General features: G+C 63.8%; 26 protein-coding genes, 1 tRNA gene and 1 pseudogene. 8 read left to right on the forward strand and 20 right to left on the reverse strand.

All coding sequences use genetic code 11. The annotated features are described in order from the left end of the window. Window positions 1-33 precede the first annotated feature (33 nt). On the forward strand, window positions 34-1,341 hold the full coding sequence (aroA, locus tag GIW57_RS10055; RefSeq protein WP_236510416.1) for a 3-phosphoshikimate 1-carboxyvinyltransferase: 1,308 nt from the start codon (window positions 34-36) through the stop codon (window positions 1,339-1,341). Between the two features lie 136 nt (window positions 1,342-1,477). Here aroA and GIW57_RS10060 read toward each other — a convergent pair whose 3' ends face one another. Then, on the reverse strand, window positions 1,478-2,044 hold the full coding sequence (locus tag GIW57_RS10060) for an energy transducer TonB (RefSeq protein WP_236510419.1): 567 nt from the start codon (window positions 2,042-2,044) through the stop codon (window positions 1,478-1,480). Window positions 2,045-2,162: 118 nt separating this feature from the next. Then, window positions 2,163-2,807 carry an energy transducer TonB gene (locus tag GIW57_RS10065; protein WP_236510422.1) on the reverse strand — a complete coding sequence of 215 codons (645 nt, stop codon included), beginning with the start codon at window positions 2,805-2,807 and terminating at the stop codon, window positions 2,163-2,165. Between the two features lie 113 nt (window positions 2,808-2,920). Between GIW57_RS10065 and serS the strand changes: the two genes are divergently transcribed. Continuing rightward, entirely contained in the window at window positions 2,921-4,201 is a 1,281-nt protein-coding gene (gene serS, locus GIW57_RS10070) for a serine--tRNA ligase (protein WP_236510425.1), read from the forward strand. A 164-nt stretch (window positions 4,202-4,365) separates the two neighbouring features. On the opposite strand, the gene GIW57_RS10075 is transcribed toward serS, so the two are convergent. Continuing rightward, window positions 4,366-4,716 carry a ligand-binding protein SH3 gene (locus tag GIW57_RS10075; protein WP_236510428.1) on the reverse strand — a complete coding sequence of 117 codons (351 nt, stop codon included), beginning with the start codon at window positions 4,714-4,716 and terminating at the stop codon, window positions 4,366-4,368. Between the two features lie 130 nt (window positions 4,717-4,846). After that, window positions 4,847-5,434 (reverse strand): NAD(P)H-dependent oxidoreductase, encoded by a 588-nt coding sequence (locus GIW57_RS10080; protein ID WP_100460395.1) that lies wholly within the window; start codon window positions 5,432-5,434, stop codon window positions 4,847-4,849. 122 nt (window positions 5,435-5,556) lie between these two features. Here GIW57_RS10080 and GIW57_RS10085 point away from each other — a divergent pair, with 122 nt between their 5' ends. Beyond that, window positions 5,557-6,549 carry a LysR family transcriptional regulator gene (locus tag GIW57_RS10085; RefSeq protein WP_025878750.1) on the forward strand — a complete coding sequence of 331 codons (993 nt, stop codon included), beginning with the start codon at window positions 5,557-5,559 and terminating at the stop codon, window positions 6,547-6,549. Window positions 6,550-6,634: 85 nt separating this feature from the next. Next, a tRNA-Ser gene (locus GIW57_RS10090) sits at window positions 6,635-6,724 on the forward strand. A 65-nt stretch (window positions 6,725-6,789) separates the two neighbouring features. Here GIW57_RS10090 and GIW57_RS10095 read toward each other — a convergent pair. Both GIW57_RS10095 and GIW57_RS10100 read right to left on the reverse strand, forming a co-directional pair. Continuing rightward, on the reverse strand, window positions 6,790-7,053 hold the full coding sequence (locus GIW57_RS10095; protein ID WP_236510431.1) for a hypothetical protein: 264 nt from the start codon (window positions 7,051-7,053) through the stop codon (window positions 6,790-6,792). Next, window positions 7,050-7,847, reverse strand: a complete 798-nt coding sequence (locus GIW57_RS10100) for a hypothetical protein (RefSeq protein WP_236510435.1) — start codon at window positions 7,845-7,847, stop codon at window positions 7,050-7,052. The genes GIW57_RS10095 and GIW57_RS10100 overlap by 4 nt, the downstream gene beginning before the upstream one ends. Between GIW57_RS10100 and GIW57_RS10105 the strand changes: the two genes are divergently transcribed. After that, window positions 7,846-8,532: a hypothetical protein gene (locus tag GIW57_RS10105; protein ID WP_236510438.1), complete on the forward strand. Its 687-nt coding sequence runs from the start codon at window positions 7,846-7,848 to the stop codon at window positions 8,530-8,532. The genes GIW57_RS10100 and GIW57_RS10105 overlap by 2 nt on opposite strands. A 71-nt stretch (window positions 8,533-8,603) precedes the next feature. Here GIW57_RS10105 and GIW57_RS10110 read toward each other — a convergent pair whose 3' ends face one another. Then, window positions 8,604-8,813, reverse strand: a complete 210-nt coding sequence (locus tag GIW57_RS10110) for a hypothetical protein (protein WP_236510440.1) — start codon at window positions 8,811-8,813, stop codon at window positions 8,604-8,606. 220 nt (window positions 8,814-9,033) lie between these two features. On the opposite strand from GIW57_RS10110, the gene GIW57_RS10115 reads away from it, so the two are divergent. Then, window positions 9,034-9,537, forward strand: coding sequence for a hypothetical protein (locus GIW57_RS10115; RefSeq protein WP_100460389.1), 504 nt, complete (start codon window positions 9,034-9,036; stop codon window positions 9,535-9,537). Window positions 9,538-9,775: 238 nt separating this feature from the next. Next, a complete protein-coding gene (locus tag GIW57_RS10120; RefSeq protein WP_236510443.1) occupies window positions 9,776-10,117 on the forward strand; it encodes a hypothetical protein in 342 nt (113 codons plus the stop codon). A gap of 576 nt (window positions 10,118-10,693) precedes the next feature. On the opposite strand, the pseudogene GIW57_RS10125 reads toward GIW57_RS10120, so the two are convergent. The 4 genes and pseudogenes from GIW57_RS10125 to GIW57_RS10140 form a co-directional block, all read right to left on the reverse strand. Further along, window positions 10,694-10,844: pseudogene (locus GIW57_RS10125) on the reverse strand (transposase); the annotation flags it as partial. 165 nt (window positions 10,845-11,009) lie between these two features. Further along, window positions 11,010-12,209, reverse strand: coding sequence for a S1 family peptidase (locus tag GIW57_RS10130; RefSeq protein WP_236510446.1), 1,200 nt, complete (start codon window positions 12,207-12,209; stop codon window positions 11,010-11,012). Window positions 12,210-13,354: 1,145 nt separating this feature from the next. After that, a complete protein-coding gene (locus GIW57_RS10135; protein ID WP_236510449.1) occupies window positions 13,355-13,738 on the reverse strand; it encodes a DUF6713 family protein in 384 nt (127 codons plus the stop codon). Window positions 13,739-13,969: 231 nt separating this feature from the next. After that, window positions 13,970-16,723, reverse strand: a complete 2,754-nt coding sequence (locus GIW57_RS10140; protein WP_236510452.1) for a UvrD-helicase domain-containing protein — start codon at window positions 16,721-16,723, stop codon at window positions 13,970-13,972. Between the two features lie 191 nt (window positions 16,724-16,914). On the opposite strand from GIW57_RS10140, the gene GIW57_RS10145 reads away from it, so the two are divergent. After that, window positions 16,915-17,133, forward strand: a complete 219-nt coding sequence (locus tag GIW57_RS10145) for a hypothetical protein (RefSeq protein ID WP_236510455.1) — start codon at window positions 16,915-16,917, stop codon at window positions 17,131-17,133. Window positions 17,134-17,210: 77 nt separating this feature from the next. Here GIW57_RS10145 and GIW57_RS10150 read toward each other — a convergent pair whose 3' ends face one another. From GIW57_RS10150 to GIW57_RS10190, 9 genes are all read right to left on the reverse strand, one after another. Next, a complete protein-coding gene (locus GIW57_RS10150) occupies window positions 17,211-17,681 on the reverse strand; it encodes a hypothetical protein (RefSeq protein ID WP_229978641.1) in 471 nt (156 codons plus the stop codon). After that, window positions 17,678-18,244 carry a UDP-N-acetylglucosamine acyltransferase gene (locus GIW57_RS10155; RefSeq protein WP_100460374.1) on the reverse strand — a complete coding sequence of 189 codons (567 nt, stop codon included), beginning with the start codon at window positions 18,242-18,244 and terminating at the stop codon, window positions 17,678-17,680. The genes GIW57_RS10150 and GIW57_RS10155 overlap by 4 nt, the downstream gene beginning before the upstream one ends. A 299-nt stretch (window positions 18,245-18,543) precedes the next feature. Then, a complete protein-coding gene (locus tag GIW57_RS10160; RefSeq protein ID WP_236510457.1) occupies window positions 18,544-18,921 on the reverse strand; it encodes an EF-hand domain-containing protein in 378 nt (125 codons plus the stop codon). 33 nt (window positions 18,922-18,954) lie between these two features. Further along, a complete protein-coding gene (locus GIW57_RS10165) occupies window positions 18,955-19,347 on the reverse strand; it encodes a hypothetical protein (protein ID WP_100460373.1) in 393 nt (130 codons plus the stop codon). Between the two features lie 90 nt (window positions 19,348-19,437). Then, a complete protein-coding gene (locus tag GIW57_RS10170; protein ID WP_236510460.1) occupies window positions 19,438-21,402 on the reverse strand; it encodes a MacB family efflux pump subunit in 1,965 nt (654 codons plus the stop codon). Continuing rightward, a complete protein-coding gene (locus GIW57_RS10175; RefSeq protein WP_236510463.1) occupies window positions 21,399-22,589 on the reverse strand; it encodes an efflux RND transporter periplasmic adaptor subunit in 1,191 nt (396 codons plus the stop codon). The genes GIW57_RS10170 and GIW57_RS10175 overlap by 4 nt, the downstream gene beginning before the upstream one ends. 136 nt (window positions 22,590-22,725) lie before the next feature. Further along, window positions 22,726-23,325, reverse strand: coding sequence for a hypothetical protein (locus GIW57_RS10180; RefSeq protein ID WP_236510465.1), 600 nt, complete (start codon window positions 23,323-23,325; stop codon window positions 22,726-22,728). Between the two features lie 144 nt (window positions 23,326-23,469). Beyond that, a complete protein-coding gene (locus GIW57_RS10185; RefSeq protein ID WP_100460370.1) occupies window positions 23,470-24,819 on the reverse strand; it encodes a HAMP domain-containing sensor histidine kinase in 1,350 nt (449 codons plus the stop codon). Then, window positions 24,819-25,487 carry a response regulator transcription factor gene (locus tag GIW57_RS10190; protein WP_236510468.1) on the reverse strand — a complete coding sequence of 223 codons (669 nt, stop codon included), beginning with the start codon at window positions 25,485-25,487 and terminating at the stop codon, window positions 24,819-24,821. The genes GIW57_RS10185 and GIW57_RS10190 overlap by 1 nt, the downstream gene beginning before the upstream one ends. Between the last annotated feature and the right edge of the window lie 2 nt (window positions 25,488-25,489).

Consider the following 25,489-nt stretch of genomic DNA (forward strand, 5'->3'; position numbering starts at 1 on the left):
CGGCGACCCGGCGTTTACGGAACCATTCTAACGATGAGCAACGCGCAGCACTGGATCGCCCGCAAGGGCCAGCCCCTGCAGGGCAGCCTGACCATTCCCGGCGACAAGTCGGTCTCGCACCGCTCGGTGATGTTCGCCGCGCTGGCCGATGGCACCTCGCATATCGAAGGCTTCCTGGAAGGCGAAGACACCCGCGCCACCGCGCGCATCTTCAGCCAGTTGGGCGTGCGCATCGAAACTCCGAGTGCGTCGCAGCGGATCGTGCACGGCGTCGGCATCGATGGCCTGCAGGCACCCAGCGCGCCGCTGGACTGCGGCAATGCCGGCACCGGCATGCGTCTGCTCGCCGGCCTGCTGGCCGGTCAGGCATTCGACTGCACGCTGGTCGGCGACGAATCGCTGTCCGGCCGCCCGATGCGCCGCGTCACCGGTCCGCTGTCGCAGATGGGCGCGAAGATCGACACCGAGGCGGACGGCACGCCGCCGCTGCATGTGCATGGCGGGCAGACGCTGCACGGCATCGACTTTGCCTCGCCGGTGGCCAGCGCGCAGATCAAGTCCGCCGTGCTGCTGGCGGGCCTGTACGCGCATGGCGAGACCAGCGTGACCGAACCGCACCCGACCCGCGACTACACCGAGCGCATGTTGTCCGCGTTCGGCGTGGACATCGCGTTCTCGCCGGGCAAGGCGCGCCTGCGTGGCGGCCAGCGCCTGCGCGCGACCGACATCGTGGTGCCGGCCGACTTCTCCTCGGCCGCGTTCTTCCTGGTCGCGGCCAGCATCATTCCCGGTTCCGAGCTGCGCCTGAAGCAGGTCGGCCTCAATCCGCGCCGTACCGGCCTGTTGCACGCGCTGCGCCTGATGGGTGCGGACATCACCGAAGAGAACCCGGCAGAGCAGGGTGGCGAACCGGTGGCCGATCTGGTGGTGCGTTACGCGCCGCTGAAGGGCGCGCGTATTCCGGAGGAACTGGTGCCGGACATGATCGACGAGTTCCCGGCACTGTTCGTAGCCGCTGCCGCTGCTGAAGGGCAGACCGTGGTGACCGGCGCCGCCGAACTGCGGGTGAAGGAATCCGATCGTCTGGCGGCGATGGCGACCGGCCTGCGCGCGCTGGGCATGCAGGTGGACGAGACCGAAGATGGCGCCACCCTGCACGGCGGCGTATCGCTGGGCAGTGGCACCATTGAAAGCCACGGCGATCATCGGATTGCGATGGCCTTCGCCATTGCCGGCCAGATCAGCCATGGCGAAGTACGCGTCAACGACATCGCCAACGTCGCCACGTCCTTCCCGGACTTCGACGGCCTGGCCCGCAGCGCCGGCTTCAACCTGTCCTGACCGGTACCGCATCCGCCGGGCGTGGCTTGGCTTGGCGGATCACATGGCCTGGTAGGTGCCAACCTTGGTTGGCACGCTTCGCGCATAAAAAAACGGAGGCCGAGGCCTCCGTTTTCATTTCAGGCGTTACCGACGATCAACGTTCGGTACGGAAATCCACCGGTACGCGCACCACGCTGGCCACGGCACGGCCCTGATGCACGGCCGGCTCGAACTTCCAGCCCTGCACGGTGTTCAACACGGCACGGTCCAGGTCGCGGCTGCGTTCACCGCTGCGCGACACGATCGCCGCATTGGTCACGTTGCCGCGGGTATCCACGTTCAGGCTCGCAACCACGCTGCCCTGCACGCCACTACGCAGGGCAGCGGCCGGATAGCTGGGCTTGCTGTTGCTGGCCAGCGGACGCGCCTCACGGTTGCGTACGGCCGGGGCCGCCTTGCGCTCACTCTGCGCGTGCGCGGCCTGGCGCGTCGCGGGGGCGGGTGTGGCAGCAACCGGCGTCTCAGTAGCCGGCAGCATGCGCTCGCTTACCGGCGCAGGCGCAACCTCGTCATGATTGGCGAAACGTAGCCAGACCAGCGCCGCTGCGAACATCGCCACGATCAGGGCCAGCCACAGCCAAGGAGACGCCGAGCGGGGCTCAAGCGTGCCGTCCTGCTGCAGTTGCGGGGAATGAAGGTTTTCGTGGGTGGTGGCAGTCATCGCAAACTCCTCACGTCAGTAACGACGCCCAGAGTGTTGCCCGAGGCGGCGTCGCAGCGTGTCAGCATTGCGTCAACGCAACCTGCAAGGTTCAGCTTTTCTGCGGGGAAACGTTCAGTTACTGCGGCTTGAAGTCGAACGGCACTTCAATGCTGCCGGGCACCGGCTGACCATTGCTGACCGCCGGGCTGAAGCGCCAGCGACGCACCGCATCCGTTGCCGCGCGGTCCAGTTCCCGCGAACCGCTGCGCTGGATCACCGTCACGTTGTTCGGGTATCCGGTGGCGTCCACCTCCACGCGCACCACCACGCTGCCGGCTTCGCCGCGTCGCAGGGCGGCGGCCGGGTAGGCCGGCGGCGGCGACTGGCCGGCAATCGGCATCGGCTGCGCATTGGCAGTTGCCGGTGCCGCAGTGCCCGGCGCGGCCGGAGTCGGTTCAACCGTGGCCGGCTGCGGCGGCGGGGCGGTCTCCACCAGCTTCGGCGCATCGTCTTCGTCCGGCACCGGGGCCGGCTTGGCGTCGGGCATGTCGCTGGAACCCGCCGCTGCGGCCAGTGGCTCGGGCAGCGGTTCCACCTGCGCGGTTTCCTGCGGCGTCTGTGCGGCCGGGTCGGCGCGGAAGAATTCCTTGTCGCGACCGGTCAGCCAGACCAGCACGAACAGCAGGATGCCCACGCCGAAGGCGATGCCGGCGATCTTCAGGGCGTTGCGCGGGATATGCACGGTGAACGACTTGGCAGGCGACGGACGGGGAGCAGACATGGACCAGACCAGTACGGAATGCCTTGATTCTGCCACGGCCGGAATGAACCGGGCGGCAGAATTCCGTATAACAGGCGATAATCCCGTTCCTGTTACCCACCACGACGCCCGCCATGCTTGATCCAGCCCTGCTCCGCCACCAGCCCGCCGACCTCGCCGAACGCCTGCGCACCAGCCGCGGCTTCGAGCTCGACGTGTCTGCCCTGGAGTCACTGGAGGCCGATCGCAAGCGCATCCAGGTGCGGACCCAGGAACTGCAGAGCCTGCGCAACAGCCGCTCCAAGGCTATCGGCCAGGCCAAGTCCAAGGGCGAGGACGTTTCGGCCATCATGGCCGAGGTGGCCGCCTTCGCCGATGAACTGAAGGCCTCGGAAGTGGCCCTGGACGAGCTGCGCGAGAAGATCGACACGATCTCGATGGGCATCCCGAACATTCCCGCCGATGACGTGCCGGCCGGCGCCGACGAGAGCGAGAACGTCGAGCAGTCGCGCTGGGGTACCCCGCGCCAGTTCGATTTCAAGGTGCTCGACCACGTCGAACTGGGCGCCCGCAACAAGTGGCTGGACGGCGAGACCGCCGCCAAGCTGTCCGGTTCGCGCTTCACCGTGCTGCGCGGCCCTATCGCGCGCCTGCACCGTGCCCTGGCCCAGTTCATGCTCGACCTGCACAGCGGCGAGCACGAGTACCAGGAAACCAACGTGCCGGTGATCGTCAACGCCGACAGCCTGTACGGCACCGGCCAGCTGCCCAAGTTCGAAGAGGACATGTTCATCACCCAGCTGGGTGAGCAGAAGCGTTACCTGATCTCGACCTCGGAAATCTCGCTGACCAACATCGCCCGCGACGAGATCCTCGACGCCGAGCGCCTGCCGCTGCGCATGACCGCCCACTCGCTGTGCTTCCGTTCCGAAGCCGGCAGCGGTGGTCGTGACGTGCGCGGCATGATCCGCCAGCACCAGTTCGAGAAGGTCGAGCTGGTCTCGATCTGCCGCCCGGAAGACAGCGACGCCGAGCACCAGCGCATGACCCGCTGCGCCGAAGTGGTGCTGGAAAAGCTCGGCCTGCCGTACCGCAAGGTGCTGCTGTGCACCGGCGACATGGGCTTCTCGGCCATCAAGACTTACGACCTGGAAGTCTGGCTGCCGTCGCAGGAGACCTACCGCGAGATTTCCTCGTGCTCGAACTGTGGCGACTTCCAGGCCCGCCGCATGCAGGCCCGCTGGCGCAATCCGGCCACCGGCAAGCCGGAGCTGGCGCATACGCTGAATGGCTCGGGTGTGGCCGTGGGTCGCGCGATGATCGCGGTGATGGAGAACTACCAGAACGCCGACGGCAGCATCACCGTGCCTGAAGCCCTGCGCCCGTACATGGGCGGTATCGAAACCATCGGCTGAACCCGGTAGATGCCATGCTTGCATGGCACTGCTCTGGCTTTGGTGGGTGCCATGCTTGCATGGCACCGCATCCACGCATGGCGTGGATCTACCGAGGCGGTGCGGCATCCATGCACCTGGGGGCTTTGCAGTAGATCCACGCCATGCGTGGATAGCGCAATCCATCAACCCGCTGCGCGCAGCTTCTCCATCGGCACCCAACCCGCTTCCCCAGCCTCCGGCACGCACCACGCCCACCCATTGAGCGTGCGCACGCTGCGCAACGGCTGCCCCGGGTCCACATCCAGCTCCCGCGCGCAGTAGTCCTCCGTGGCAAACGCGCCACCCTGCGCATCGCGACCGATCACCGGTGCCGGCACGAACCCCGGCTGCTGCCCCTTGGCCTCGCACAGGAACCAGTCTTCCCAACCCTCGGGCCCCTCATAACGTTCGCCCACCACCAGTGCCTGGCCACGGCACAGGGTGATCGGGTGCGGGAATTCGCTGCGGTGCGCAGCCGTCACGATGTAGTTCATCGCACCATGGTGGCAAAAAAAAGCGGCCCCACAAAAGCAGGGCCGCCAGGGTGGGCCGGGATGGGGGAGGGAATCCCGGCCCGCGTTCAGCGCCCAGACGAGGGAGAGAGGCGCCGAACGCTGGAACGCGTTACGCCGCTGCCACTTCCGCCGTCTCATGCGACGGCAGCGCTGCCAGCGCACCGGCAATCGCGTCTTCGCGGTGCTGCGGCGAATAGGCGATGCCCTCGGCACGCACGAACTCGATGTCGTTGATGCCCCAGAAGGCGAACGTCTGGCGCAGGAAGGGCTCCTGGAAGTCCGCCGGCGAATCGGTGTAGATGCCGCCACGGCTGCTGACCACGATCACCCGCTTGCCACCGGCCAGGCCCACCGGGCCGTTCTCGGTGTACTTGAAGGTGCGCCCGGCCACCGCCACGCGGTCGATCCAGGCCTTCAGGGTGGAGGGCACGCTGAAGTTGTACATCGGCGCGCCGATCACCACGATGTCGGCAGCCAGGAACTGCTCGAGCACCTGTTCAGCATCGGCAGCCTCGGCGGCATCGGTCTTGGCCAGCGAACCGCTGCGCAGATGCGGTACCGGATTGGCGTCAAGATCGCGATAATCAACCTGCAGGCCGTCGATCTGCTGCTTGAACTGGGCCACCACGGCGGCGGTCAGGTGGCGGGAGACGGAGTTGTCGCCAAGCACGCTGGCGTCGATGTGCAGAAGCTTCATGGCAGTACCTATGTTCGGGAGAGATGGCGGGCTTGCCGCCGACGGAGAGAACAATAGGTTGTTGCAAGGGCGGGATAAAGATGGTTGAATGCCACGTATTGTTCTACTAATGGAACTCGGGTATGCATGACCTGAATGATCTGTACTACTTCGCGATGGTGGTCGACCACGGCGGTTTCGCCGCCGCCGAACGCGCACTGGGCATCCCCAAGTCGCGCCTGAGCCGCCGTATCAGCCAGCTGGAAACCGACCTGGGCGTGCGCCTGCTGCAGCGCTCCACGCGCCGCTTTGCCGTCACCGACGTCGGCACCAGCGTGCACCGCCACGCCCAGACCATGCTGGCTGAGGCACAGGCCGCGCGCGAGGTGGTGGACCGCCTCAGCGCCGAGCCACGTGGCCTGGTGCGCGCCAGCGTGCCGGTATCGCTGGCGCAGATGCAGCTGCCCAAGCTGCTGCCCAAGTTCCTCGAGCAGTACCCGAAGGTGCGGCTGCAGCTGAACATCAGCAACCGTCGCGTGGACATCATCAACGAAGGCTACGACGTCGCCCTGCGCGTGCGTTCGCGTCTGGACGACGACGGCAGCCTGGTGATGCGCAGCTTCGGCCAGGTGCAGGAACTGCTGGTGGCCAGCCCGAAGTACCTGGACCGCGCCGGCCGCCCGAAGGACCCGGAAGAACTGGCCAACCACGTCACCCTCAGCATCAGCGAAGACGAGGCGCGTCAGCGCTGGGAACTGCACGGACCGGAAGGCGCCGTGCGCCGGGTGGACCTGCAGCCGCGCGTGGCCGGTTTCGACTTCCCGCTGCTGCAGAGCATGGTGAAGGACGGTTTCGGTATCACCATGCTGCCGGAAACCGTCTGCGCTGATGCTGTGCGCAATGGCGAGCTGGAAGTGGTGCTGCCGGACTGGTCGCTGCCGCAGGGAGTGTGCCATGCCGTGTTCGCCTCGCGCCGCGGCCTGCTGCCGGCGGTGCGGGTGTTCATCGACTTCCTGGCCGAGCACCTGCCGCCGCAGCTGGAGGCCTCGCGCCTGGATTGCGGTGGCGCCTGCGAGAAGGCCAAGGAGCGGATCAAGGCCAGTGCGCTGGGTGCGTTGGCGGTGGACGCGGGCTGAGGCCTGCTTCCAATGGAACAACGGTCTTGGGCAAATCGTCCAGCCGTGCGAGAATGCGTGCCCGGTCAGCAGGCTGGGCCGATACGGAGAGATGGCCGAGCGGTTTAAGGCACCGGTCTTGAAAACCGGCGAAGGGTTAAACCTTCCGTGGGTTCGAATCCCACTCTCTCCGCCAGAATTTTCGAAAAGCCCCTAGAAATAGGGGCTTTTTCTTTGTCTCAGCAATTGCTACCCGCCCGCTTACCCATCCACCTGCGAAGGCCGATTCAGCGCTATCTGCTGCCGAACCCAGCCTTGCACCTCGGATTGTATCCACAGTGCCCGCCGCCGCCACTCGGCCAGCGCTGCATCGGGGTCCGCGTTCTTGCCGGTCGATCTGCAGCAGCATTCGACCAGGTGGCCACCGCCGGCGCTGGTGCAGCGCATGTCGTGGATGTGGCGCGCGCGGGGGCCGGCGGCGCAGGGCGGAAGCCCTTCGGGATGGCTGATCTGTCGCTGTGTCATGGCTTCTCGCACTCCGCAATGTGGGCTTCCAGCTTTTCCAGCAGGAACGCGGCCTGTCTGGACCTGTGGCGCCTGTCGTATTGGTTGAGCTGGGGTGGAGCGTCACGCAGCCACTGCAGCGGCTGGACCAGCCAGCGCGGATCGAAGGGGAGCCGGGCGCGCGGATCCACTTCCTGCACCAGCGGCACGCAGTCCGGCCCGGCCCATTCTTCGGGGTCGCCGCACCTGGTGCAGGTGCGGTTCTGGAATACGTGTTCCCTCTCAGGCTGCGGCACGCGCGGTTTGTCGAACAGGGCGCGTATCACCAGGCCACGCTGCGGGCCGTAGTAGACCTGTTCCGCGTTGGCCTCTGCCCAGCATCCGGGGGCGAAGTCGTCTGCATGGCGGTACTCCCAGCGAGCGACGTGTGCCGAGTAAAGCTCGGCCATCAGGGTGTCGGCCCAGGCGCGGACCTGGTCGGCGGCCACGGGGCCGCCCGCCGGATCGATACGACGCATGGCGCCGACTACCGCAGCGACCGGCGATGACGCTTTGGTGGCGTCGACCACTGCGGCTCGGACGGTTGGTAGGTTCATCGAACTCATGCGGCTTGCTCCAGTTGCAGCGGCACGAATGTGCGGGTGTCCGCTCTTGGTCTGAGGATATGACCGCCCCACTGCTGCGCCATCGCCGCGGCAATCGCTGGGTCGAAGCGCGACCGTTCCTTCTCGGGCATCGAAGCCGAAGGTGCGGAAGGCCGACGCCACGGTGTCGCTGTACTCACAGGCCACAAGAATTGGCAGCAGCTTAGGCATGCGCTTCTCCACACGCACCGTTAAGCAGCTTGCAATAACGGGCGATCTCAATGCGTTCTGTCGCCGTGGCAGAATGTCCATCGTCTCCAAGGAGTGGATTTCGATGCTCGTAGCAGAGGTTATGGTCCCTTGCGTCTCGGGTGAACTGTGTCGATTCGACTGGAGCGCCATTGCTGCCTTGGGGGGCTGGCTTGGTGCAATTGCTACGTTTTTTGCCGCGTGGGCTGCCCTCTGGATTTCGACAGTTGATATCCGAGACCGTCGCAAGAAGGAACAGTCGAATGCCGAAAAGGATGCGGTTGCCGCACATGTGGCGTTCGTTAGCCTCGCGCCTTTGCTTCATCGTGCGCAAGCAGACATTGGCAGCGTCGTCCACGCACTTATTGGCGAACTGCCAGACAAGCAGGCGCAGCAGGCAATTCTCAAATTGGTTGAGGGTGTAGATGCACAGCTTCAGGCAGTGCAGAGGATCGCCTGGAAGCTTGACCCTGCGAGGGCTATCGCTATGACTGGAATCGTTGCGCGGGCCGGCATGGTAGTCAGACAGGTTCGGAGAATCGCTGTGGCACCCGATGAAGTGACGCTCAGGATGACTTGGGCAATTCGAGATGACTGGATTGCAGAAGCTAGGGCCTTGATAGGTGAGATTCTCGCCGTAGCAGAAGAGTCCAGATCGGCCGCGTGAAGAGCTAGAGGCGAGCAGTGACCAATTGCAAATTGGTTGCTGCACGTGTCCCGATTTCTCGTTGTCGTTGCTCATGCCTGCATGTCCTTGCTGTTGGCGGAGCGCGCGCTGTGGGCGGCGAGGTGTTCCCAGCGCTCGGCTTCGCCCACGTAGTACTCGTGGCGCTCCTGCCGGACGGTGGCGGTGAACTGCACGTCGTGCAGTGCGCGTTCGGCGGCGGCGCGGTTGGCCGCGGCCATGCGGGCTGGGTCGTGGTCGAAGATGTCGAGCTGATTACGCACGCTGGACTCCTGGAATGGATTGCCGGCTGGTGTAACCCGGCCGGCGCGGGCTTCCTGCGCTACAGGGGGAGAGCGCAGGACAGGGGGCAGTAGTCGGGAGCGAACATTTGATCGCGTCGTCAGAGCTAAGCCGGATGCTTCGGGCTGTAGTGGTTCACCTGACTTTTCCGGGCCAAAGACGCATGCGAGCATTGAGGCTCATACATTCAAGGAAGACAGCATGAGCATCGGTTCCGTAGCGTCCCCGTCTGCCAATGAGATACCGGGGCCTATCCGTGGATTTAAGGAGATCGCCGATGCGGTCGTTGCCCTTGCGGCGCTCGCGACGGGCCCGGCGATCCTCTTTCTCGCAATGGATCCACTTGTTGCCTACGTGCCTGGAATCTCGGCGGAATGGGCGTCGTTCTTTCTGATAGTCGCTGCTATCGCCGTACCGTCTTGCCCCGCCATCAGTTTCATTACTGGATTTAGGCCGCAGAGAACGGATGGCAAGGCGTCCAAACGGCGTCTCTGGGCCATTTTGGGTATTTTGGTCCTTTCGCTGGTGTTGAACGTTCTCGCAGTCCGGTGGAATGACGGTGCCAAAGAACATCGGCGCAAGCTCGATGAGGCGGCCACGCAGCAAAAACAAGCTGATATCGATCGGGATCGGGTAAATCTTGTGCAGGCTGTTTCTGCTGCGGTTGAGAAAGGGCTTCGTGACGCGAAGAAGTGCTCGCCATAGCAGGCAATTGTCTGGGACAGTTGCAGCGCGCTGAATATCGGAGTGGTGGCTGAGGGATGCGCTCATGCGGCACCTACCCTTACGCGCGCTGCGCTCCGAATGGTGGTAACAGCGCCTGCAGCGCTCTGACCGTGCCGCAGAACGGCGTTGGAGGCGAAGCTGGCCGCGACGACGACCTGATAGGGGAGCAGGCCCCAGCGCTTACCGGCGCGGGCGACGATGCCTGCTGCACTTCGGCATGAACGAGCTGGGACAGGCCACTACGCTGGCCAACATCAAGAGCATCGCCGCCCAGGCGAAGGCGGTCGGTATCGAGGTGGTCATCATGTCCGTGCCGCGCCGCAACGTGGTGGATGGGCCGGCCCTGTCCAGCTGGAACTACACCAACAGGGTGCTGCGGCGTGCGGCAGTCGAGGCAGGGGCAGCGTTCGCTCCGCAGCACTGGATCGTCGTGGATGAGCAGCTGGGCGGCATGGGCGCCAGTCCAGACTCGCTGGGGGCTGCCGCGCTGTTCAACCATCCCGGCCCGGCGGCGTTCGCGCGCTATGGCCAGGTGCTGGTGGAATCGGTGCTGGGCTGACCTGGAGTGGATTTCACATCGCGTTCATGCCCTGGCGGCAATGTTCAGGACATAGCGGAAGGGGACTGCTGGGTGCTCAATGGTCTACTCCCCGTGGTTTTGTAGGACTCCGCTTTGAAGCTTCTCATTTCTCTAGGCGGCGCGGCGCTGGTAGCCAGCGTTCTCGGCGGTAATCCATGGAGCCGCGCTGTGTTTTAAGGCGGCTGCAAGGCGGCGCTCAGCGCGACGACAGCGGCCGCAGTGATGGAGGCTTATCGTTACGCTTACCAGAAGGCGCGCGGCTGGCACGCTCCGGTTCTAAGGGCGGCGTGGGCTGGGCTTAGGTACTCGTTCACCGGAGATACCGGCTACTTCAAGTCGCATGGCGGCTGGCGCCGCTCAAGGATCCGAAAAGGCGTGGAGTCCTCCGAGTAGATCAGTAGCCATCTGGGTGCGCTGAGAAATGGCAACCCCAAATCCTGTGGTCACCTGCTGAGTCCAGGTCGCCGTCATGTGCTATTGCGCCGCGCAAATCGAAGTCGCGAATCAGAAGCGTATCGGCGCGGACGCAAATGATCAGTTCCTGCGAAGAAGGTGCTCGACCCGCCGACCAACATCACCCTTGCCTTGCTGCCGCCTCAAACCGTAAAGGCTGTGGATCGACACGCCCAGTCGCTCGGCAGCTTCCGATGCCGGACGACCGAACTGCCTCGATCTTGAACTCATCTGTGTACCGCTTCACGCTCATAATCACCTCCGCCTAAGCCGTAGTTTATGGCTGCGAGGTGTCTGCGGAACCCTGGGCTATTCATGCCAACAGGGTGTAGACCAGTTTACGAGCATTGTCCAATAGCCAACTGCACCGACGGATTCGAGAAAAGAACCCCCGGCGAGCCGGGGGTTCCTCTTTGAGTTACGGATCATCCGCAGTGGTAAGGATCTGCAGGCCCAAACTGGCGAAGTAGTCGGTAGGCATGAAGAAGAGATCTTTATAGTACTCTGTCCCTGCATTGCCGCGCCCATGAACCATGCCGTAAGCGGTGTCGTAGAAGCGCCCGTCAGGCGTCTGCGTTCCATAGACAGGGCCACCGCTATCACCATAATCCGTCATGGTGCGGCCTTCGGTGCTCACCACCCGAACGAACTCTCCGATTGCGTTTTCAAAGTTTGCTTGAAACTTAAGATCGCTGATGAGACCGCACGTCTCATACGTTGATTTTCCATATTTGCACACAATGTCCCCCACCTTCATCCCTGAGCGCGGCCTTACGGCGACCATAAGACGGCTCTGAGATCCTGCCTCGACGCGGTGGGAGGGAACGTAGTGATATCGGCTCGTGTCTGGATACGTGTGCCATTGAATGTCCTCTGAGCCCGATTTTTTTTCGGCCTGAAAGGTCAGGGGGTTTCCACTATGCGTCAACGTGTTATCGCAGTGCCCGGCTGTAGTGATGCCGCGAGTCGTGCCACTCTTAACGCCAAACCCGCTCGTACAGTAGGAACCCGGTGGCTCCCTGAGCTTCTGGGCGGAGTCCAACGAAATTTCCAGTAGCGTGGTCTCCAAGAAGCCAGTGGTTTTCTTGAATCGAATGAACGGAATTTCAGACCGTAGGGACCGCATGGGCTGCTCCACAGCCTGCGGATCTTCAACGGAAAATTCAACGGTTGAATGCTCCAGGTCCAGACGTGAGAGGAAATTGATCCCAGTTCGATGGAGCTCCTCACCGACGGCTTGTTGAGCCGTACTAAGTTCAGCCAACGAATGGGATGCTGGCAGGGCAACGAAGGCGGGGTCCGCGGTCACTGCGCGCAGACTTTCTACCGGGGACTCTGTGAAACGTACAACAACACGGAATTGGGGCTGGTGCTCCACATACAGGCCGCCGAACGTCGTTGGATACTTGGTTCGAAGGATCTCTTGTACTTTGGTCGATTCCGCCATAATGAGGAATCGCTGCTGAGCCTCAATCTTGGATACCCCGAACATCCTTGAGTATGTAGCTATCGGAGTGCTGTTGTCCTCTTCCGCCAACTCCGAAGAACACAGCGCATGGCTGGAGTAAAACGAAAGCAGCGCAGCTGCAGCAATTCCGACAATACGAAGACGCTTCATTTCCATTTCCTTTTGGATTTAGCGATGCTTACGCGGAGACAGCTCTTCATGTAGTACAGATGTGGATCAATGGCTTTTCGAGCCGTATGAGAATTCAGTTCCGCCAATTGGTCACGGACTACTGGCAGTAGAACTCGGCAGAGACTTCGTTGGTCCGGTCGTAGTAGTCATTGGGCATGTTTCCGTTACCGGAATACACAAGCTCTGCGCGTCGCATGTAGCTGATGGCATAGGTCCCAGGCACGTTACACGTTGCCGGAATTGCTCCCGTGTAAGTTTGGCCGCCGAACGTGTGCGAGTACTCGGTGCAGGAGTAGCCCCCGCCAAGATTTTCGGGTTCGGGTCTGCAGTAGCCAAAGCTTCCCCCCATATTTTGCGCCCAGCCCGTGTTCGCGTCAGACGGGCACGAGCCAAGACCTTCCGGACCCCAATCCCCGTAGGTGTAGAGACCGGAGGGTCCTTCCACTCCACCCTGGCACGTGTTTGTCCACGAGACGATGTAAGGCGCGATACCCTCGGTATCTAGCAGGAGCACGCGGCCAGTTTGAACCCACTGGCCTGCGAAGGCATTTTGAGCAACGCCGGCTGACATGAGAAGAAGAGATGCGCACAGTAACCGGTGACGCAACGTTGGGCGGGCAGTTCTACGATCGTTTCGCTTCGAATTCACTTCCGTCTCTCCATGAGTAGGGTAGTGCTGCACAGCACGCGAACAATCTCAGTGCGCCGGGTGGCTAGCAATCAGATAATTGCCTATACGGCTGTAGGTCGATTCCTATGGCGAAGTGCGAGAGGCGCTCTGTAGGCCAGTCTGAGCGGTTAAGACTGACGATTGAGCAAATCGCATCAGTTGAGACGTGCGGCCGTATCCTTCCGACCATGCTTCCATCGCACGGCTATCAAGGCTTCCGCTCAGCACCACCACCCTCTGGTTGGGTCCAGATGGGGGGCGGCTGGTTGCTGCGGTGGGGCGGCCGGCAGGTCGCGCATGTGTCGCCATCCCAGGATGGCGACGCGCGCGTGCACATGGACGTCAGGAAGATGTGGCAGAAGGCGCACGGAAGCTAGGGAACACCCTAGATTCAGACACTCTCTCCGCCAAGATGTTCAGAAGAGCCCTTGGAAACAGGGGCTCTTTTGTTTCTTCAGTCCATACCATCTACCTGGGTATGAGCAGTCGAAGCACGGCGGCTCTGATGGAGCGGGCCGAGACCGGCAACGAGAGCAGCCAAGGCTGCGATGAAGAGAGGAAGGTGGAACTCGTCATGACCCGCAGCAGCGAAGGCAACGTGGACAAGCGCGGTGCCCGCGCCTCCGGCTCCGCAAAGACGGTCATGGGCCCTCGCAGAGGGTTTGAACAGCATCACCTGGCGATAGCCATGCAGCAGGACGCCCACGGCGAGTAGGTTGAAAGCCAGGAGACGCTGGGCGCCGCCGAGGACACGGAACATGTTCCACTCATGCCAGAACGCGGCGTCGATCTGGTGCAGGATCAGCGCCAGCAGTGTTGCGGGATGCCACTGTTCCATGGGGTCATCCATTCAAAAGTTGGCGAAGTCTAGCCGCCGGTGTGGGGGGCTCACCTCCGGTCGAAGCGACGCTGCTCACGGCGGAATGATGTGCTCAACTGGCGCCTTCCTCGTGCGAGCTGGGACTGTCCATGTCATGACGTCCAGCTCCATCTCGCCAGGCAGGCCACCCGAAGTCATCCCGGTCCTGGCAGCTGCAGGTCTTTTGGATTCCAGGGCCCGCGTATGCAGTCACCCGCGACGCCCACCCTTCGGCCTGTTGTGGCAAAGCGGATAGCTGGAGCAGGACCTGAAAGGCCCATGCGGCCCCGTTCTGTCTACAAACACGCCCACCTTGCATACCGGGCAGCGCTCTTCGTTGATAGCCGTCCCTGAAATCCCGGTGACCTCCACGGCACCTTCGTTCACCAGCTCATCCAGGAACGGCGAGCGCTTGCCCTGCAGGGTGAACATCACAACCGAGCGCCTTGTACGCGTCAGTGCCACATAGAACAACCGCCGTTCTTCGCTCAACGGGTAGGTATCGCCATCTGGCATCGCCAAAGAAAGCACCGGATCATCCGAGCGCAAGCTCGGGAAGCTTCGATTCACCATCCCCGGCAGGATCACGTAGTCCGCCTCGCGCCCCTTTGAACGGTGCGCCGTCAGGAACTCGACCTCCATCGTGCTGCCGAAGGTCGTCTTCCAATCCGAAGGCACTGCACCGCGATCCGCGCGATACCGCCCCAGAACAAAGACAGTCACGCGCCCGTTGCGGCCCTGCGGAACCTTACCCGCCAGCAGTTGCTGGTGCAGCTTCGACAGGTACTGGCGAACACCATCCTGCACCTCCTCACGCCGGTTCATCTGGAACGCCTGCAGCACCGGGCCAACCGCCGCCGTCGCAGAACGAACCCCCTTGGAAATCTGCGCCGGATTGCGGCTGATGAAGCGGCTGGAAACATCACACAGTGCCTGTGGGCAGCGGAACGTCTGCTCCAGTTTCAGCACCTGGCCGTGCCCCATCCATTCGCGGAAACCGGTCATCACTGAAACATCGGCGCCGGCGAAGCGGTTGATCGACTGCCAGTCGTCGCCTACGGCAAACAGATAGCGGCCCGGACGGTTGACCAGGGCGCGGCACAAGCGGGCGCGGGCGCGCGAGGCATCCTGGAATTCGTCGGCCATCACCAGTTCGTAGGGCGATTCATAGTGGCCCTGTTCCAGCAGCCCGGCGGCCATGTTCAACATGTCTTCGAAGTCGATGCTGCGCTCGTCCGCCAGCGCGTCGTCCCACGCCTGGAACACAGGCCCGGCGATTTCCAGGAAGCGCCGGTAGCGTTCCTTGAACTGGTCCTCGGGCATCTGCCGCAGACGCTCGGCCATGTCTTCCAGGCTCAGGCAGTTGCTCTTGGCATGGGCAATGAAGGTGCGCATCAGTCCGATCAGGTCCGCATCGGGCATGGGCTTTGCGCCGCCATCGGGCAGCTCGCGGTCCGGGTTGGGGTCGAGCTCGACGCGTGATTCGCCCAGCCGTTCCGACAGGTGGTGCAGGGCCTCGCCACTGCGCAGCCCGAACGAGGTGGTCTCGACCAGTGCAGTGCCGCGCGCGGCATGCTGCTCGCGTTTCCAGCGCACGCCATCGGCGTAGTTGGCAAAATGCTGCGGCGGCTGCCCGTCGGTATCCAGCGCGAAGTGCTCGTGGTACAGCTCGGCGTCCGGATAATAGAAGTCCGGGCGATACTGGCGATGGGTATCGGTGGCGGTGTCGAATTCGTAGCGGCGCTCGTAGTCGTACGCCACGCCGTTGTAGAACAGCCAATCGGCAATCACGCACTCTTCCAGGCTCTTCACCCGTTCACCCTGCAGGGTGCGGATATAGGGCGTGCCATCTCGGTCGTAGCCATCGGCCAGCATCTGCGTGCCCAGCGGCGGCAGATCGCGCCCGAATACCAACCGGAACATATCCCACTGGGTGCGGAAGTGGGTCGAACGGTCCTTCAGGTCGTCCACCAGCTCGGCCAGCTTGTTGAAGCCCAGCGTTGCATCGATGGCCCATTCGGGAATATCGGGCTTGCGTCCCGTCGCCTTGGCGATGATGGACAGGCCAAGTGCATGGAAAGTGCGCGCCTCCACCACGGTATCGCCCATGCCCAGCCGCTGGAAGGATCGCTGTGCTCGAGCTTCCAGCTCCTTCGCGGCGTCCTTGTTGAAGGCGAGCATCACGATGCGCTCGGGGGCCACAAAGCCACGGTCGATAGCGTAGGCAGCCTTGGCCACCATCGTGGAGGTCTTGCCGGAGCCGGCTGCGGCCACCACCTGCACCCGGTTGTCGAAGCAGATGACCGCGCGTGCCTGTTCCTCGGTCAGCGGCCTGCTCTCGACCCGGTCCAGGAAGTTCTTGGCCAACACCAGTTCGCGCCGGGTCATGGTCTCATTGGCTTCGGCCCAGGCGGCGGGCCAATCCAGGTTCCAGTCGTGCAGTGCGTCCAGCGCGACGCGATGGTCATGCGCTTGCAGATCTTCATGCACGTCTTCATCGAGGAACAGCTGCTCCAGCTCCCGGGGCTGCAGGGGCAGGGCGGGGCGCTCGGCCAGCAGCGCCTGCTGCTGCTCGTGGGTGATCCAGCGGCGGCCTGCATTGCCTCGGTCGATGAGGTCATCTGCTGCGCTCAACCACGACTGGATCTGCTCCAGAATCGTGTCGAACAGGGCCCTGCGCCCACGCGTGGTACGCGCAAAGCGCATCTGCTGCAGGGCAGCCGCAAGCCGGGACGCTTGCTGGTTGGGCAGCCCGTCTACTGACAGCCCAGCTGCAATCCCGGTCTGCAGCTCGACCCGTGACCAGAACAGGCCTGGAATGACCTGCACGCGATGATCGTCATCCACACGCTGCCGGTACTGCTGGCCCGAGATATTCAGCTCGACGTGTTCGCCATCGAGCCGCAGCCACCAGTGGGGCGAACGAGTCACACGTCGGCCCCAGCCCGAGGGGCGCCATTCCATAGACATCCAGATACTGCCTTGCAAGCGTCAATTGGGCTTCTTGGGCCCTCAATCCCTCATGATAAGGGGCCTTGACGTCGCTTGTAGCGTATTGCCGAAGGGCGGGCCGCGTGCCCGCAAACGGCATGCCGCAGCTTCGCCCCGTAACATGGCGTATGCCAGCATGAAACGTGTGGATCCAAAGGTTGGTCATGGAAGTTGAATGGAACAGCGTGGGAACCTTGAAGCACACCGCCGGCGGCTACGATGTCCGGACGGGTGCATTGAGGATTCTGGTTGCCGCTGCCATGCAGGGACACGAGGGTGACGTCTCCAGGATGCACGTCGAGATGGAGGATGGCACCGTCATTGCTCCAGGGGAGATAAGGCGCCTGGCGCTGGTACCGGGCCGGATCCGCTGGCAAGACTGATCGCTGGCGAAACCTTTCGCAGCTTCAAACGTGCCTGGAAAATGACGACGCCCCTGAGCAAGGGGCGTCGTTGGGTTCTACGGGGTTGCCTTCGGTTGACGCGGATCGGCAATGATCCGCGACGGCGACCCATACAATACGAGTACCCGCATGCCGGCACTGAATACCGGATCGGGGCCCTGCACGACGGTCATCAGGTTGCCGTTCTCCGTCTGCACCACGTACTCAAGGCCCTTGGCCTGCGAAAGTGCGCGCTCGGAAGCCGCACCGGCAATCGCACCCACCACAAGGCCACCAATGGCACCGATGGCCGCCGCCTGGTCGCTGCCGCCGATGGTGGAGCCGGCTACGCCGCCAGCGGCAGCACCGGCAACGGCGCCACCGCCCTGCGAACCGTCAATACTGACTGCACGAACGCTGATGACCGTGCCGCTGACGGTGCGGTTGACCTGTCCAACCGAGCCGATGGAATAGCTGTCGGTGCGCACGTTCGGTGCGCACGCAGTCAGCATCACGGCAGCGGATGCGGTCAGCAGCAGGCGCTTCACGGTGCTTCCTGCTTGTTCGGGAACATCGGCTTGGAGATGTCCACCGTTTCCAGAGCCTGCAGGAACTGGGCAATGTTGTTCTGTGCCGATCGACTGATCGACTCGCGGGCACGGATCACGCCTGCGAATGCATAGTTGAACGGAACTTCGCCGGATGCGCTGACATCCTGGGTGTAGACGATGCTGCCGGTTGCGCGATCGATCAGCTCGTAGCGGGCGATCGTCTTGGTGGTCATCGAGGCACCGAAGCTGGGAATGTCGATGGCCAGGATCTTCACCGACAGGCTCAACTTCACCGGCGCGTCGTCGCGGAATACAGCCATCTTGTTCAGTGCTTCGGTCAGCGCGTTCTGCCACATCTGCGGGACTTCGTGCTGGGCCTGTGCGGGAATCTTGCCCTTGGCTTCATCCGGACGTGCGAGCGTGACCGTCAACGATTTCAGCTCGCCATCAATCTTCTTGCTGCTGACCCCGACGTTCGGGACCGAGAAATTGAGCGGCGGATTGGTGGTGCAACCCACCAGCGACGCAGCGATGATCGCCGCGAACAGGAACTTCTTCATCCATTTTCCCCTGTGACTACGTTGAAACATCCATGGTGAATCGTGTGTTCGTCCGCAACGTCGATGCTGCACCGCAACGGTCGCAGAAAGGCGTGGCTGACTGTGCGCAAGGATACCTGAATCGGGGCGGGCTGCAGCCTGGTATCGTTGCCAGCCGTTGATGGCCCCCTTGAGTACCTCGACTGGAACCGGGTAGTGCCGACCTTCTTGAAGATGACCGCCTGAGCGGGCGGCGTTTCATTGCGTTGATAGGTGACCACCCAGGTGGCCACCTATCACGTCAGCGCCACACCAGCGACTTACTTTGTCGGCGCATCCGCCGTCTGCGCAGCCACCATCGCCTGTTGCATTTCCTTCAGTGACAGATAGCCATCACCATCGGTGTCCAGGCCCGTGAAGTACTTCGCAATTTCCGGCACCACGGTCGCTTCTTCCTTGCTGATCTTCCCGTCCTTGTTCTTGTCCATCGCAGCAAACGCGGCATCGATCGAGTCAGCCTGCTTGCTGAAGCGCGCCTGCTGATAGGCGCTGAACTCGGCCTTGTCGACGCGACCGTCCTTGTTGCTGTCCATCGCGGTGAACGTGGAATCGATATAGGCTTGTTTCGGGTCGGCGGGCGCGGCGTGTGCAAGCAGCGGGGCAGCGCACAGCGCGATCAGCAGGGCGGTCTTGTTCATACGCATTGCGTGTAGTCCTTGAATGAGGGCAGATCAGCGGCAGGGATAGGTGTAGCCATCGCGGTCGCGATAGCTGTCAGTGCGGCGGTCGTAGTTGCCGTAGCGGTTCATGCAGTAGTCGGCGCGCTCACGGGTCTCGCGTTCGCGCTTTGCCGCCGCCGCGATCACGCCAGCCACCACGGCCGCACCCACTACGCCCACCACCACGCCTGTGGTCTTGGCGTCGTGTCTGCGCTCACGTTCGCGCTCCCGCTCGCGTTCGCGGCGCTGCCAGTCATCGCGATCCCGTTCCCGGTAGTCCTGGTTCCACTGCGGGTTGTAGCGGTCGCCACGCTGGGCATGGGCATCGCCGGAATACGGCATCAGCACCAGCAGTTGTGCGGCTGCTGCAAGCAGCAGCGCCGTCCTTCCTGTTTTCAGAAACATCGTCCAGCTCCTTTGCGGACATCGTCGGTAGCTGCAGTACACACCGCAGATATTGCGCGAACCTGCCGTCGCCGCGGGCAACTGCAGCGATTACCGGACCAGCGCTTCCACCGGGTCCAGCTGCGCCGCGCGACGTGCAGGCAGGAAGCCAAAGCCGATGCCGATCAGGCTGGAACACGCGAACGCCGCAATGATCGAACTCGCCGAGAACACCAGGCTGAAGCCTACGTCGGCCAATGCCAGCGCCGCGCCCAGCAGCAACGCCACGCCAATGCCCAGCACACCACCAAGCAGGCACACCAGCACCGATTCGATCAGGAACTGCTGCAGGATGTCGCTGCGGCGTGCACCCACGGCCATGCGCACACCGATCTCGCGGGTACGCTCGGTCACCGACACCAGCATGATGTTCATCACTCCGATACCGCCCACCACCAGCGCGATGGCGGCAATGGAGCTGATCATCATGGTGAGGATGCCGGTGGTCTGTTCGATCGACTGGCGGATCTGCGCGTTGTTACTCATGTAGAAGTCGGTGCTGCCATGGCGACGCGTCAGCAATCGCGTAATGGTCTGCTCGGCCGCTTCCATGCTGATCGTATCGGACACGCGCACGGTGATGCTGGATACATGGCTCTGGCCGAGCATCCGCGCCATGGCCGTGGTGTAGGGCATCCACACCCGTAGCAGCGAGGCGTCTCCGGCGGCGCCGGCATCCTTCTTCACCACGCCGACTACGCGCACCGGCACGTTGCCCAGCAGCAGGGTCTGCCCGATGGGGTTCTCGGCTGCGGCGAAGAAGCGCGCGCGGGTGTTGGCATCAATGATCGCCACCTGCTGGTAGCCAGCTACACCTGGGGCGCCGAAGAAGGCGCCTTCCCCCAGCTTCAATCCATGCACGCGGAAGTACTGTTCGCTGACGCCCTGAACCTGCACGCTGGCCGAACGGTTGCCGCGCAGGGCGGTACCCGTGGTGGCTACGCCAGGGGTGGCACTGTCCACGAACGGTTGCCCGGCCAGGGCTGCGCTGTCGCCCGGAGTAAGGGTCTCTACCCGCGCCGCGTGCAGATCGCCAAAGCCGGAGCCCGGATAGATCTCGATGGTGCTGGTGCCCAGCGAAGAGATGTTGGACAGGATGGCCTGACGCGCACCCGTACCCAGCGCGACCACCGACACCACAGAGGCGATGCCGATGATGATGCCGAGCATGGTCAGGAAGGTGCGCATGCGGTGTGCGTTCATGGCGCGCAGGGCCATGCGGAAGGCCTCGGCGAAGCGATCGCGCACGGCCTGCCAGCCGCTGCCATCTCCGCGTTGCGGCAGAGCGGACGGTGCCACGGCCGTTGCCGACGCAGTAGCCGTGGCACGATCATCGACAATCCGCCCATCGCGGATCTCGATGATGCGCTGGGCGTGCTCGGCCACGGCCATATCATGGGTCACCAGCACCACGGTGTGGCCTTCGGCATGCAGCTCGCCGAGGATCTTCATCACTTCCTTGCCCGACTGTGTATCCAGCGCGCCGGTAGGTTCGTCAGCGAAGATCACCGCACCGCCATTCATCAGTGCGCGGGCAATCGACACGCGCTGCTGCTGGCCACCCGACAGCTCGCCGGGCAGATGCTGCATGCGTTCACCCAGGCCAAGCCGCGCCAGCAGTTCGGCGGCCCGTGCGTGGCGCTCAGCGGCGGGCATGCCGGCGTAGATCGCTGGCACTTCCACATTGCCAAGCGCGGTCAGATCGGTCAGCAGGTGGTAGCGCTGGAAGATGAAACCGAAGTGTTCGCGGCGCAGTTCGGCCAGCTCGTCGGGCGACATCTGCGCGGTTTCCCGGCCGGCAATCTGGTAAGTGCCCGCAGAGGGTCGATCCAGGCAGCCGAGGATGTTCATCAGCGTGGACTTGCCAGAGCCGGACTGGCCGACGATGGCCACCAGTTCACCGGCACGGATGTCCAGGTCCACACCGTCCAGTACCACCAGGGTCTGTTCACCGGCGGCGAATTCACGCCGGACCCCACGCACGCTCAGCAGTGGCTCGCTCATCGTTGCACTCATCGGGGCTGCGCGGGCGCGGTGGCCGCCTCGTCGCCGGCTTGAGCCAGCACGACCTGCTCGCCTTCCTTCAAGCCGCTGCGCACTTCTACCAGGATCTGGTCATCCAGTCCGATGGTGATACGCCGCGCCACGGCGCGCCCATCTGCGCCACGCACCTGCACGGTGTAGCTGCCGCCGGCGGCCCGCGGACCCATGGCGGCGGAGGGGATGGTCAGCACGTTGTGGGCGCGGCCGAGCACGATGCGGACCTGCGCGGTCATGTAGCTGCGCAGGCGGCCGTCGGTGTTGTCCACGTCGAACTGGCCGTTGTAGTACATGGCGGTACGGCTGCCAGCTGACAGTGCGGGCGACGCGAGGCTGGACGTATCTTCGTTGGTGATCGATTCGGGCGCTGGCGCGATGTCGCGCAGCGTGCTGCTGTAACGGCGGCCCGCGTCGCCAAGGATGGTGAAGAAGGCTTCCTGGCCGACCGTGGTGTGCACAACATCGGCCTCGGAGATCTCGGCATAGACGGTCATCACGTCCTGGTTGCCGAGGATGACGATGGTTGGTGCGCTCTGTACCGCGTTCACCGTCTGTCCTTCGCGGGCGACGACCGCCAGTACCGTGCCGTCGGTGGGGGCGGTGATGCGGGTGTATTCCAGGTTGGTCTGCGCGATGTCCACGTCGGTCTGCCGCTGCACGATCTCACCGTCCAGCGCGGTGATCTGCTCGCGGGTTGCATCCACCTTGGCCTTGGCAGCATCGAAGTCGGCACGCGCCACCAGCTGCGATGCCACCAGTTGCTGCTGCCGCTGCAGGGTCAGTTCGTACTGGCGCAGATCGGTGGCCAGTGCATCGCGGTTGGCGCGTGCGGTGCGCTGTGCCGCCTGCGCACTCAGCAGTGCATTGCGCTGGGTACGGGAATCGATGTCGGCAATCGGATCGCCTGCCTTCACCTTGTCGCCCAGCTTTACGTGCAGTGTTTCGATGCGACCGGAGACCTGCGCGCCCACGCTCACCAGTCGCGAAGGCTTCAGGGTGCCGGTGGCTTCCACCACCTGTTCGATGTTCCCACGCACCACCGGCGCGAGCTGCATCGGTGGCGGCGGCGCGGGTCGCAGCCAGAGCCACGCGGCAATGGCAGTGCACAGTACGGCACCAGCGATGATCAGCAGTCGGCGGTGCTTGCGCGGTGCGGTGCTCATCGGCACAGCATCCAGAGGGGATAGGTCATCGGTGGTCCTCGCGGCAGTAGGGATGCACGCGCCGGGTGCCGGGCGTGGATGGCCGTCGAGTCTCGAGGTGCTGGATTGCGTGAACCTTGCGGCGGTGCTGTGGTTGTCAGCCCGCGGCCATGCTGCTGAGAAGCGCTGCTGCGATGAACTGCAAGGCGCTGCCCAGCACCAGCAGCACGTTGCGCAGGCGGTCGGCAGCCACAAGTACGCTGCAGAGCTGACACAGCGCGCCGATCACCAGCCCCACGACAGAAAGCGTGCTGGTCGGCTGCGTGAGCACGCCTTGTATCAACGCAGGTGCCAACGCGCTTGCCAGCATCGTCCAGGCCGCGTGCCTGTCGATGTAGCGCAGAGGTACGGGGAGCAGCCGCGATGTGGTTGATCGCCATGCCGACAGCGCATGCAGCGCGGCATGCGCGACGACGAAGAACAGCACGGCGCTGGCCATGGCTGCATGGGCATGGCGTTGCGTCGAGATCACCAGCGCACCGCCCGGCAGCAGCAGGAACAGCACGGCAAATAAACGCATCAGCACGTCCGGGCGATTCGCTGCGGGTATCACGCGCAGCCACCGCGGCCAATGCGGCAGCGCGCGCGTACGATCGGCACGCGAGTGTCGATTCCACGCAGCCGCGGTCAAGCCGGATGTAGCCGGCGTCGCGCGGAATCGGGCAGAAGGGGCGGGGGGAGGAACTCCTTCGGTCACGTGCAGGCTTCCTGTCAGTACGGAACGCGATGGCATCACAGATGCCATCGGCCCGATGCTGCGCAGCGAACATTGCCGCAACCTTGCCTTGCGCCGCTGTCTGCTGCGCATGGACAGGCGGCAGTCACGGATGTGTGGGCGCCTTCAGTGCTCTACCGGTGGCGCTGAAGTGACGCCCGGATGCAGCGGGAACTCGACGCGGATCAGCGCGCCACCACCGGGGGCATCCAGAATCGTGACGTGACCACCGTGACGGTCGATCACCTGCCGCACCAGATTCAGTCCCAGGCCTGCGCCGGTCTGACGCGGACGCAGCCGCTGGAATGGCTCGAAGACGCGTTCGCGCTGGTCGACCGGAATGCCGGGGCCATCGTCTTCCACTTCCAGGCAGCTGCCCTGTACCCGCACGATGATATGGCGGCCCCCATGCTCGGCGGCATTCAACACCAGGTTGGATATCACCCGCTCGACCGCACCGGCTTCGCCCAGCACCGGGAAGTGTGGCTCCACCGCCACTGCCACGGTCTTGTCCGACTGGATCAGCAACGGCGCAAGATCGGCGGCAACCCGTTTGGCCACACGGGCCAGGTTGAGGGTTTCCTTCGGGCCGTCCTCTTCCATGCGGTGCAGGTCCAGCAGCTGCTCGGCCAGCGTCGCCAGACGTGCGACTTCCACGGCCAGGCTGCGCGAGGTCGAATCATCTGCGGCGTCGATTTTCACCCGCAGGATCGCGATCGGCGTGCGCAGCTCATGCGCCGCTGCGGCGATGAAGCGGCGTTGCCGTTCGTGCCCTTCATCCAACCGGCCCAATGCATCGTTGACGGCGGTGACCAGCGGCGCGATCTCCACCGGCACGGCGGTTTCAGTCAGGCGGATGCCGCGACGGCTGGCCGAAATGTTGCGGGCTTCCTGCGCGATGCGCTCGACGCCGGCCAGTGCCCGCCGCACGATGATCGGGGTCAGGATGATGGTGGCCAGTGCCAGCAACAGGAAGATCGGCAGGGTGATGATGTGCGCGGCCAACGCCATCTGCATGGTCAGCGAATCGGTTTCGCCATGGGCCATGATGGTCAGCTTGCCGGCCGGCCCACTGTGCTGCCGCACCACTACCGCCAGGCCATCACTGCGATCACGCCCGCGCAGGTCGCCATAGGGGATGCCATCGAGGGCACCGACCAGCGAGGCATAGGTCGGGGGCACATGACCAAAGGTGACATGGTGCCCATGCTCGTCCTCGGCGATGAACCACGCGCCGGGGACGATCTTCAGCAGTTCGGCCAGCTCTGGCGTGTGCACGACGTACAGTTCGCCATTGCGGTCGCGGTGCACCGCTTCGGCGGCCACCGGCGCGAAGGTCTGGATGGTGTAGTAGCCGCCGCTGTCGGCACGAACCAGCACCATCAGCAGAGCGAAGAACGCCACCAGCAGGGCCAGCAACTGGTAGATCAGCGTCTTGACGATCAGTGGGCGCTTCAACGACGGGCGACGCGCCATTACTTGCTTTCCCGCATCAGATAGCCAACCCCGCGAATGGGGTGGATCTCCACGCCGGCATCGGCATCAGCGAGTTTTCGGCGCAGGCGCGAGACGTGCGAATCCAGCGTGTTGGAATGGATGCCGTCGTCGAAGCCATACACCGCCATCTCGATGGATTCGCGCAGCACGGTGCGGCCCAGACGCCGCGCAAGGGCGGCCAGTACCCGGATCTCGCGCCGCGGCAGCTCCAGTCGTTGGTCGCCTACACTGGCTTCGCCCGAGGCGGGGTCGAACACCAAACGGCCGATGTTGATGGACTCCACCTGCAATCCGCTTGGGCGGCGGCCTGCCGCCCGGATCCGAGCGAACAGTTCCTCCAGCGCGAAGGGTTTGGCCAGGTAGTCGTCGGCGCCTTCATCCAGGCCGGCAATCCGGTCCGGCAACTGGCCCAGCGCGCTCAGCACGATGATCGGCACCCCCGGATTGCGCTCGCGCAGCAGGGAAATCAACGCCAGGCCATCGCCATCGGGCAGGGTGCGGTCGAGCAGCACCAGGTCATGCAGGCCGCACAGGGCTGCCTCCCGGGCCAGCGCCAGGGTGTTGGCCAGGTCCACCACGTAGCGCTCGCGCTGCAGGGCAGACTTGAGGGTGGTGGCCAGCTCGGCTTCGTCTTCGATCAACAGGATGT

The organism is Stenotrophomonas sp. PA-6-5C, from assembly GCF_021605635.1.
Taxonomy (GTDB): domain Bacteria; phylum Pseudomonadota; class Gammaproteobacteria; order Xanthomonadales; family Xanthomonadaceae; genus Stenotrophomonas; species Stenotrophomonas lactitubi.